Origin of the sequence: Sutterella sp., from assembly GCF_030539355.1 — a bacterium.
Lineage (GTDB): Bacteria > Pseudomonadota > Gammaproteobacteria > Burkholderiales > Burkholderiaceae_F > Sutterella.
On record NZ_JAUNSF010000108.1, the window covers coordinates 1 to 10,321 of the forward strand.

Below are 10,321 nucleotides of genomic sequence, written 5' to 3' on the forward strand. Positions count from 1 at the left end.
CGTCGGGACGCACGAGCCAGCAGTCGCGCGCGATGCCGCTGTGGATTGAGGTGAGGAGAATCGAGATGCACCGCCTGGCCGTGGCCCGCATGTTGTCGCTCATGACCTTCCGGAGCTCCCTGGCGGTGATTTGTTCGTTCCGCCGGATCCCCGTGAGCAGCGCTTCCGGAGCGTAATGGCGCCACTCCGCCCCGTCCACGATCTCGCCGAGGGTCTTGCCCGGCTTGAGCGGGAACTCAAAGTAGAGCCCCGGGAGGCACCTGTCGCCCGGCCGCACGTACTCAATGAAGAGCGAGAACCCGTCGAGGCCGACGGTGACGCCGGTGAAGAAGCCGTTGAGCTTCTCCGTGCCCGGGACGTGCGGGATGGCGCGCGCCGAGACCCAGAGGCACCAGGACGGCATCCTCGCGACGAGGTATTCGGGCGGGAATTTCCGCCACCAGTCCGTACTGATGAACGCGCCCATGAGCCTGCGGCTGACCGCGAGGCAGACCTTGCCGAACCCCCACTCGCCGGCGACAATCGGCTCGACGAGCCCGGCCTCCCGCACGAGCGGGTCGCGGACGGCGGGGCCGAGGGTGCGGCCGTCCCGCTGCATCAGCGCTATCGCGGGCGAATGCGGCAGCAGCACGTGCCTCTGGAGTTTGTCGAGGCGGACGAGGCCCTCCGGGACCGCCGCGAAGACGTCGTGCCTGAGCGCGAGGAACTTCTCGGCGAAGGCGCGCGGCCTGCCTTCGGTCATGTGCGCCCAGATCATCCGCGGTCCGCCGGTGAGGAGCTCGACCTCCGCGGGCGTCAGCACATGATGCGCCTCCTCCTCGGTCAGGGTCGGGATGACGTACGTTTCGTTGGTCTCGGGGGCGCTCTTCTGCTCGGTCATGTGGGTTTTGCCGTGGTTTATTCGGAATATGCCGGACCGCGGCCGTTCAGGAAAACGGATGGCGGCATCGGTCAAATGATGAGAAAAGTCTATCAAAATTTCTTCACACCAGGGTCTCTGCTGCACACGTTGGGCGATTGTGCGTCTAACATGATGTATTTACTGAAATCTCCCTAGCAGGCAGGCTGCCGCCGGGCAGGGATGCACTGCCCCGGGGAAATATCTCCGCTCAATGTGTTTGTCATCGGAACGCAGTTACTCCAAGGAGTCTGGTGAAACTGTATTCAAAATACAAAAACCTTATAACGGTGTTATTGACGAGCGTTTTCAGGAGGGATGTCCTTCACAACCACGAGCGTGACGCCCGGGGCCTCCGCGGCGGCGAGCCACCCGTCGTCGGTCTCGTGCATCACCCTCGGCGGAACCCCGTCCGAGCGGGGCGTGACCGAGCCGTCGGGGGCGACGGCGCAGCAGTCGCGCCGGAACTCCGGGTGAAGCGCCGCGATGAGAAGCGGCAGGCATTTGCCCGCGAGCGTCCGGGCGAGGTTCCCGAGCGTGGTCCGGCAGCCATCCGTCATGAGGGGCGCCTTCACCGGCGCCCCCGGGATGCCATCCCAGGCCCAGTGCCGGTAGCTGTAGCCGTCGACGATCTCCCCCATCGTCCTGCCCTCGGTGAGCGGAAACTCAAAGTATGTGCCCGTGCCGAACCCGGCCTTCGGGTCGATGTACTGCATGAACAGGGCGAACTCGCCGTCCGTCACCGTGAGACCGGTGAGGAAGCCCCCGAGCCGGTCGGTGCCGGGACCGGCGGGAATCGTGCGGAGCGACACCCAGAGACACCAGGGCGACATGCGCTCGAGGATCCAGTCCGTGGGGACCGGTCGCCACCAGTCGCCGAAGATCCGGGCGAACATCTCCCGGCTCGCGCAGACTGAGACCTTGCCGAGCGACCACTCGCTGAGAATCAGCATGTCGGTGACGCGCTGCTCCATAAGCGGGCGGCGCTCGCCGCATGCGCTGAAACGCTCCATAGTGAGGCCCACTGCCGTGTATTCAAGCGGCAGGAAGGCAAGGACGTTCGCTTCGCCGAAGAGCAGATCGAGATCAAGTGCAGTGAGCCTCAGGTTGAGCACTTTCCTCATGAGCCCGAGTGTGCCGACGCCCGAAGCGGCCCTGTCGAGCCATCGGCGCGGAAGTTCGGTGATGAGGCCGGCGGCCTCGGCGGCGGGGACGGCAGCCGCGGCGGCGTGACTGGTGTTGAGATCGGTCATTTGTTTCCTCGCAGGAATCAGAAGATTCATCGGTGGATTGCGCCCGCGGGTGCGCTGAAGTTGTTTTCCGGATGCGAGAAATGTTAGACGCGGTTTCATCAGAGTGAATTTTTTAGCGCACTGATTCTGCTTGTATTTTGCTTAAACTCAAAACGACCGGGAGGTCTTCTCTATTCTTTGTCTGTTTTCGACACGGGAAAGGGTGTATAAGGAGTGAAAACTTTGTCTGAGTCGGACATTTTTAACAGTATTCTAAATATCGAAAGCTTTTTCGCGTTGGTCCGGCGTGCGCGGGGAAGCGGTGCGGCCATGACGACCGCCGCCCTCCTCCGCGCCGGTCCCGGCGTCGGCCGGGATTGTCTTCGGAATGAGGCGGCAAAAAAAGCAACGCCCCCGCGTGTGAGGCGGAGGCGCTGGAGTCATGAAGTCCGGGGATCGTTGATCACTTGCCGGCGTTCTCGGCGGACTTCGGCATCACGAAGAAGTGCTTCCGCTTGTTGTCGGCGATGTAGGCCGGAGTGCGATCGCCCTTCTCGTTCTTCAAAGACGGCACAAAGACATAGGTGTTGTCCGGCAGATGCTTCGCGAAGCGCTCCATCAGCTCAATGCGGAGCATGTAGTCGCTCTTTTGGTCGAAGATGTTGTGACTGTCGTAGACCTTGAAGTCCTTCGTAATGAGCTTCACGCCCGGAATGCCGCCGACGACCCAGGCGCGCTCCTGCTTCTCAGAGATCCACTCCGGTACAGAGGCCTCGTGGCCGAAAAGCATGTTGCCGTTGGAGGAGACGCTTAGATTCAGAGCTATCCAGCCCTCGGACTTCTCTGAAGTCTCCGGACGCACGAACTTCAGATAGACCGAGCTCTCTTCCTTCTGGAAGCCCATCTCTCCGGCCGCTTTCTCGTAGGCGGCAAGGATCACTCCCGTCTGGAAGTAGTCGAAGGCACCGCGTGCATTGGCAACCTTGTCCTTCGGGAGATAACCGAGATAGATCGGCTTCTTCATGAAGTCGTCGCTTGAGGGCGCGAAGAGGAAGATCAGCGAGCCGAGATCGAACGGGTTGCCGATGGCGAGCGTGCTCGCGCCGTACCAGACGGCCTTGTCGATGCCGTCCGTGCCGCCCGCGCTCGCGAACCTGTTCATGTCCTCCTCATTGAGGTAGGCGTCGCGCACGTACTGGCTGATGCCCATCTGGTGCGCAATGTTCCAGGCGAAGGAGTGCGAGCGGTCATAGGCGGAGACCGCGGCGGCCTGTGTGTCAATCTGCTGCTGGGTGAGCGGAGCCGGGGCGGAGCAGCCCGTGAGGCCGATGAGGGAGACGGTAAGCGCCGAGACGGCGGCGACCCGGGCGAATCTGAGGATCCTGTTCATGGTGGACGGTCGAGGTGAGAGGGGATTCTTCTGTGGAGTCCCGGCGCGGCATCGGCCGGCGACCGGGATTCGGAGCCGCACTGATTTTACTACGATGCGTGTCCCGACAACCCGGGACAGACGTCGCCTGAAAGGGCAAATGGCCCTCCCCTGCTGCTCACTGCCCCTGCGCTGCTGAGGGCGCAAAAAGGCCGCCGGAAAGGATCTCAGGAACCCTCTCCGGCGGCCGGGGTCAATCGTTCAGACTGTCAGTCAGCTGTCAGAGGTTGTTGCCGGCGGCGGCCGAGCCGCCCGCGGGCTTGAGCGTCTTCACGCACCAGTCAACGACGCGGCGGATGATCGGCTCCTGATACCAGGGCAGATCGCCGTGGGCGGCGTTCTCGACGAGGATGTAGTCCGCGGGAACGTTCTTCGCCTTCAAGGCGCGGTAGAGCTTCGCGCTCTGCTCGGGGGAGACGAGCTTGTCCTGCGCGCCGTGGAGGATGAGGAACGGGGGCTCCGAGCCGTCGACGTGTCCGAGGGCGCTCGCCTTCATGGCCTTCTCCTTGTCGGACATGATGGAGGCGCCCGGGAAGGCGTTGAAGGCCACGCCGTGCACGAGGAGCGCCTCGGTGACGGCCGGGGACTCATGCACCTTCTGGATCTCCTCGGGGAAGCCTTCGCCGATCGTCAGCATGTCGGAGATGCCGTAGATCGAGACGACGGCCTGCACGTCGGAGGACACGTCGAGGAAGTCGCCCTTGTCGAACTCCTTCTCGCCGTTCGTGGTGCCGGTGATCTCGGCGAGGTAGCCGCCCGCGGAGTCGCCGAGCACGGCGATGCGGTCCGGGTCCACGCCGTACTCGGCGGCATGGGCGCGCACGAAGCGCACGGCGGCCTTGGCGTCCTCGAGGAGCGCGGGGAACTTGTTCGGCACGACGCGGTACTCGGCCGCGGCGACGACGAAGCCGGCCTCGGCGAGTGCGCGGCGCATCTCGCTGAACTTCTCGTGGTCAGCCGAGGAGAAGCCGCCGCCAGGGAAGTAGATCACGGCGGGCTTCTTTTCCTTCGTGCGCGGGATCTCGAAGGTCATGCGGAGCTGGCGGATGTTGCGGTAGCCCTTCACCTGGGAGTAGATGACGCCGGAGATCATGTCGATCTGGGGGCGGTTCCCCTCGATGCGGATCACCTCGGCGCCCTCGGTCCAGCCGGGGAGCTTGGTCTGATCAACGGGAGCGGCGGAGACGGAAAGCGAGGCAGCGGCGACGGCACACATGACGGCGGCGGAAAGCGGACGGAAATTCATTGGCGGGGACCTTTGGGGAAGAAGCAGGACGGAACCTGAGGGAGACAGGGACTGTTGTCCCGGTGCATTCCATAAAGATTAGCGCGCGGGAGGCGCGCGCGAAAACCCATCTGCTTATGTTCCTGTGTCGCGCGGCATGAGTGCGGATCCGCGGCGGGCGCCTTCAGAAAAGAAAGGGAGCCGCGGTGCGGCTCCCCTTCCCTGCCGCCTCGCCGTTGAGGAGGCGGCGGTGTCAGTCTGGAAAATCAGTCGACGCGGTCGAGGTGGACCGTCTCCACGTCGGGGAGCGCCTCGGACGGGCGCTTCGCACAGCGGTAGGTGAAGCCCGGGAGCCTGATCTCCTCGCCCTCGGCGAGCGCACGGCCGCGGGTGACCTGGATCATGGCGGCGTGCACGAGGCGGCCGCGGATCTCGGTCGAGGTGCCCGGGCCCGCCGGGATCTCGAGCTCGGGAAGGCCGAAGCGGTCGAGGCCCACGGTGTAGCCCGCCATCTCGTCGTTGCCCTCCGGCGTCCAGGCGCCGAAGAAGATGATGTTCCAGACGGGGAAGATCTTGTCGTTGCCCTTCATCTGGAGCGCCGCGGCGCGGTAGTTGTCCGGGGTGAAGAGCTTCGAGGCGGCGTTGATGGCGCGGACGTTCGGCTGGGAGGCGAGCGAGCAGAGCACCTTCATCGCGGTGCGGGCGTTCTCGACGAGGCTCACCGTTTCCGCAATCACGGCGACGGCGAGGTACGCCTGGTGCGCGTGGGCAATCTCGACGGCCTCGGGCCACTCGGGGGTGTTCTTCGCCTGCAGGTCGGCGCCGTGCTCGGGGACGGGCCTGGGCTCGAAGCCGATCACGACGAGGGAGCCGTTGGCGTGGAAGATCCACGGCTCGCCCTGGGTGGCGGGCGGCATGCCCGGGTCGATCGCCCAGTCGGTGAGGAGCGCGCCGCGGAAGTTGCCCGGCTCCCAGGCGGGCACGCCGAGAAGCGCGAGGCCCGTCATCGGGAAGTCGGAAGCGCGGAGCGGCGTTTCCTCCGCGGTCTCGGGCTGGCTGGCGGTCTGGGTCATGGCGGCGGTTCTCCTTCGGGAGGAATCTGTGAGTGAAAGGGACCGTGCTCCCGGCGGTTCTCCGGGGAGGACGGGAAACTGTCAATTATGTACCATCCGCCTGCCGCCGTAAACGAAACATCGTGACAGAGCGTGACCGCCGGCGGCTTGAGGAAAGGCGGTCCTACGCCCGCGATATGCCCCGGCAGGCCTCTCCAACGGCCCCGGGCGTCCGGACGGGACGGAATTCCGCCGCCCGCAGGTGTCATTTCGCCGCGGAGAATCTGTGCCGGACGCCCGGTAAGTGTAGGATTAGCGGACGCGCCTCAGGCTTCACGCACGACCCGCCTCAGGAGGAGGCGGCGTGTCCCGCGCTCACCGGCGGAGGACGACGCCCGCGCGGCACCGGGATTTCCTTTCAGGGAGGCACTTTTTCAGGGAAAGAGCCCGGCAGAGGTGAAGCAGCGAAGAGGCGGACGAATTCAGACGAAAAGAAGACACTGACGAAGAAGATGACAGAAGAGAACACCCCCAAGGACGATAACCTCCTGAGCCTAACGCCGGAGGTGATGCGTCTCGGCCGCACCAACGTCAGGCTGACGGAGGCCGCCCGCAGGATGAGGAGCCTGAACCTCAGGGACTTCGAGGACAAGACCGCCTCGCTCGTGAATCAGGGAATCAGCCGCAACGAGGCGCTCTCGGGCATCGACGAGCTTGCCGGCGCCGCCGGCAAGGCGCTCCACGTGCTCGCGAAGCGCCCGCTCGAGATCCCCGAGCGCTCCGAGCCCGCCTTCAGCTGCTTCGACCTGACGGCCGAGGCCGCGGGGAAACTCGGCGGCAGGCCTGAGGCCGGCACCGACGGCGATGAGGCGTCCGACAGGCCGACGGACGGTCTGCCGCCGCTCGCGGGCGTCACGCTCGCGGTCTCCTCCGTGATCGACGTCGCCGGAATCTCCACGATGGCGAGCGAGGAGCTGATGGACGAGCCGGTGATCCGCACCGCGAGACCGCTCGCCACGCTGATTGACGCGGGCTGCGAGATCAGTCACATCGCGCCCGCCGGCGAGTTCATGGGGCTGCTCTCGCCCGCGTCGCCCGCGAGGGCGCTGAGGTACGGCGTGCCGGTGAGCCCCTGGAACCCGGAGCGCGATCCCCGCACGATGACGCCCCACGAGGCGGTGGCCGCGTCGGTCGCGGCCGGGATCTCGGGCGCCGGCATCACGATCGGCCGCGCGAGCGAGGTCGCCGAGGCGGCGATCTCGGAGGGCATGGTTTCCTTCCGCCCGAGCCTCGGGATCTTCACGACGCAGGGCGGATACGCCCCCTCCTGGCGCTTCAGCGGCTGGGCGTGCATCGCCCGCAATGCCGGGGACGCGAGGACGCTGATGCAGCACGCCTCAAAAAACGAGGGCCTGAAGAAGAACAGCGCGGGCGAGTTCTGGGAGTACCCGGGCCTGCGCCTTGTGCTGCGCGACAGCGGCTTCGTCGAGGACTGGGCCGACCGTCTGAATTACCACCGTCTCCCGCGGCCGCACCGCATCGCCTTCGCTGTGGGCATGGACTGGCGCAGCCCCCTGCGCATGGCTCAGGTCGAGCATCTGGCCGGCATCCTCGTGCACGCCGGATGCGAGATTGAGTTTGTTGACCCGCTCCCCGAGGAGGCCCCGGCCATCGACTACCTCACCTGGGCCGAGATGGAGCCGCAGCTCGAGGAGTTCCTGCAGAAGCACTATCCCCTGCATCCGGGCTTCCGCACGGAGAACCTCGTGATGATGCTCACCGTGCTCGGGAAACTCAAGGGCGGCGACTGGAAGCGCGAGCGTTTCGCCGAGTTCCTGCGCTCCGCGCCGGAGATGATCTCCCCCTATGCGCCGCAGATCATGCGCGAGGGGCTGATGCCGATCCGCGAGCGCTTCTCCGGGCTTCTCGACCGCACCGGCGCCTGTGACTGCCTCGTCTGGTTCGGCGGCTCTCCCGCCGCGGACGCCTGGGACGGCGGCGTCTTCGGCATTCCGCTCGTCTTCGACGAGGCGGCGAAGCGCTTTGACGGCGCCTTTGTGATCAGCAACACCTTCGAGGACGGCATGGCCTTCAGGGTCGCCGCCCTGATGGAGGAATGCCGCCGCGTGGTGTTCGGGCCCCTCGAGAGCTGCCCGCCGTGCGAGCCCTGGAGCGAGGAGGAACACGCGAGGCTCAGGGCCGAGGACGAGGCCCGCGAGGAGGCCGAGAAGGCCGCCACGGGCAAGGTGGATCTGCACGCGAGGACCCGCGCCGAGGCGCTCTCCGAGATCGCGCACGCCGCCCGCGCCGTCCGTCTCGCCGAGGACGAGGACGGCAAGCTCGACCAAAAGGACGATCAGGACGATCAGGACGCGACCGAGGCCGTGGACGAGGCGCCCGCCGGCGAAGCGCCGGCCGGTGATGACACGGACGCGGCCGAATCCGTGGAGCTGCTCCCCGCTCCCGGCGAGGACGGGGAGCTTGACGAAATCTCCGAGAAGCTCGAGGAGCTCATCAACGACTTCGAGAAGGCGCTCAAGGCCGCGATCGAGGACGAGGCCGACGAAGCCGAGGAAGAGGAGAAGGCCTGTGAGGCCGTCGAAGCGGACAAGGCCGGCGAGGAGACGGACGAGGAGAAGTCGTCTGACGAGGACGACGCCTCCGACGCCGGCTCCACCGTGGACGAGCGCCTTGCGGCGCTCATCAAGAAGCCCGCGCTGAAGAAGCTCCCTCCCCTCTCCCCGGAGGATCAGGCCTGGGCCGAGCGCTTCATGCCCGGCGCCGCCCGCGGCCGCCGCACGCTGCTCCACGACCACGTGCTGCGCGCGATCTTCACCGATGACTTCCAGGCGCGCCCCGAGCCGGGCGACGCCGAGTTCTGCCTCACCTACGCGCGCTGGTGGATCTACCGCCGTGACCGCAGGAAGGTCCTGCGGCTGCTTTCCCGCATCCCCGAGTCGCTGCGCACGTTCTCGGTGAACGAACACATCGTGCTCGCGCTCTTCCTCGACGACGACATCGAGAAGGCCGGGGCCGCCGCGGAGGCGCTCGTCGCCTCGAACGACGACGAGCAGTCGACGAAGGAGTGGCTGCTCGGCCTTGCCGCGCAGCGCCGCGGCGACGAGGACGGCGCGATCGAGCACTTCCGTGCCTCGCGTGACCTCAGGCCCGACCAGTCCGCGGCGAACTTCCCGCTCGCGCAGGCGCTTCTCAACCGCTACGGCGTCGACTCGCCCGAGTACATCGCGGCGAGGGACGCGCTCAAGGACTCCGCCCCGACCGGGCATCAGATCCTGCTCTCCGAGGAGGAGCGCCGGCGGCGCGAGGACAACTTCGAGCCCGAGCTGATGCCGCCCCTCGAGACGGGTGTCTTCAAGTGCCGCGTGCTCGTGAACGCCAACGCCTGCGAACTCAGGAAGAAGCTGCTGGCCGACGAGCTCTGGAAGACCTGGAACCTCGCGATCACGGACCGCACGCCCGAGGACCGCGACACCTTCACCTTCCGCGTGGGCTACATGGAGGGGAGCGTGAAGCTCGTCCGCGGCCGCTGCAAGGACACGTCGCTCGCCGCGGCCGCGCGCAGGTGCCCCTACACCCGCGAGGCCGAGACGCTCCTCATCTCCCACGCCGGGTGGCTCGAGCTCCGCGTCACCGCGGGAACCGCCCCCGTGAAGGAGGCGGCGGTGCTCTATGCGCAGATCCTCGCCGCGCTCTGCCGCGTTAACGAGCCGATCGGGGTCTTCATGCTCGAGAACCTCGTGCCCGCGGGCTTCTGCGTCGAAGCGGCCGATCCGATCAAGCAGGGCGGCTTCCCCATCCTCTCGGTGGTGAACGCCGGCATCGCCTCGAACCTCAATGACCGGTTCATCGCGACCTACGGCCTCGAGGCCCTCGGCTTCCCCGAGATCGAGATTGACCTTGAGGGCATCGGCGCGCCCGAGGCCGGCATGCTCGGCTTCGCCATCATCGAGCGCATGCTTTCGGGCGAGTTCTCCGAGGACCATGCGTCGCTCAGGTTCGGCACCGATGCGGAGAACCTCACCCAGCTCTCGATCCGCCGCGCCCAGGGCCGCCACTGCACGGGCGAGGTGCTCCTCTTCACGCAGTCGACCGGTGAGGAGGACAGCGGACACGCGCTGGCGTGATGACTGAGTTCGGTCACTGACTGATCTGAAGAGGGCGTTCCGCGAGGGGCGCCCTGAGTCGGCGCAGGACTGGTGCATCTCGTGATGTTTGGGGGTTGTGAGCGTCCAATTCGGGGGCGTGGCTCCGAAATGCAGAGGCGGATGTGTCAGGACCGTTCGAAACACTACATGTTGTGTTTCCTCCGGGGGCTCTCTGTGGTTCGGTTTTCGCAAAAGTCAAAGTGTTGCAGGGCTTCAGCAGAGTACCCCTCCTCCTCGGATTTCTTCTCTTTCAGGCGGTTCGGGGCGACGGCGCAGATCTGTACTTTTGCATCTGTCGATCAGTTGAGAATGGTTATTC

General features: G+C 66.0%; 6 protein-coding genes. 1 reads left to right on the forward strand and 5 read right to left on the reverse strand.

Annotated elements, in window-relative coordinates; all coding sequences use genetic code 11:
• From Q4F91_RS11535 to Q4F91_RS11555, 5 genes are all read right to left on the reverse strand, one after another.
• On the reverse strand, window positions 1-880 hold an 880-nt coding region (locus tag Q4F91_RS11535; protein WP_303337862.1), incomplete at its 3' end, for a hypothetical protein.
• 311 nt (window positions 881-1,191) lie between these two features.
• The gene (locus Q4F91_RS11540) at window positions 1,192-2,151 is read right to left on the reverse strand and encodes a hypothetical protein (protein ID WP_303337864.1); all 960 of its coding nucleotides are present in this window, start codon (window positions 2,149-2,151) and stop codon (window positions 1,192-1,194) included.
• 442 nt (window positions 2,152-2,593) lie between these two features.
• The gene (locus Q4F91_RS11545; protein WP_303337866.1) at window positions 2,594-3,520 is read right to left on the reverse strand and encodes a hypothetical protein; all 927 of its coding nucleotides are present in this window, start codon (window positions 3,518-3,520) and stop codon (window positions 2,594-2,596) included.
• Between the two features lie 259 nt (window positions 3,521-3,779).
• Window positions 3,780-4,805 carry an alpha/beta hydrolase gene (locus Q4F91_RS11550; protein ID WP_303337868.1) on the reverse strand — a complete coding sequence of 342 codons (1,026 nt, stop codon included), beginning with the start codon at window positions 4,803-4,805 and terminating at the stop codon, window positions 3,780-3,782.
• A 245-nt stretch (window positions 4,806-5,050) separates the two neighbouring features.
• Entirely contained in the window at window positions 5,051-5,857 is an 807-nt protein-coding gene (locus Q4F91_RS11555) for a hypothetical protein (RefSeq protein WP_303337870.1), read from the reverse strand.
• A 491-nt stretch (window positions 5,858-6,348) separates the two neighbouring features.
• Between Q4F91_RS11555 and Q4F91_RS11560 the strand changes: the two genes are divergently transcribed.
• Window positions 6,349-9,981, forward strand: coding sequence for a hypothetical protein (locus Q4F91_RS11560; RefSeq protein WP_303337872.1), 3,633 nt, complete (start codon window positions 6,349-6,351; stop codon window positions 9,979-9,981).
• Window positions 9,982-10,321 lie beyond the last annotated feature (340 nt).

What these genes read in the sequence shown, in the direction of transcription:
- Q4F91_RS11540 (WP_303337864.1), bottom strand. Translation starts at nt 2,151, where the DNA reads ATGACCGATCTCAACACCAGTCACGCCGCCGCGGCTGCCGTCCCCGCC.
- Q4F91_RS11545 (WP_303337866.1), bottom strand. Translation starts at nt 3,520, where the DNA reads ATGAACAGGATCCTCAGATTCGCCCGGGTCGCCGCCGTCTCGGCGCTT.
- Q4F91_RS11550 (WP_303337868.1), bottom strand. Translation starts at nt 4,805, where the DNA reads ATGAATTTCCGTCCGCTTTCCGCCGCCGTCATGTGTGCCGTCGCCGCT.
- Q4F91_RS11555 (WP_303337870.1), bottom strand. Translation starts at nt 5,857, where the DNA reads ATGACCCAGACCGCCAGCCAGCCCGAGACCGCGGAGGAAACGCCGCTC.
- Q4F91_RS11560 (WP_303337872.1), top strand. Translation starts at nt 6,349, where the DNA reads ATGACAGAAGAGAACACCCCCAAGGACGATAACCTCCTGAGCCTAACG.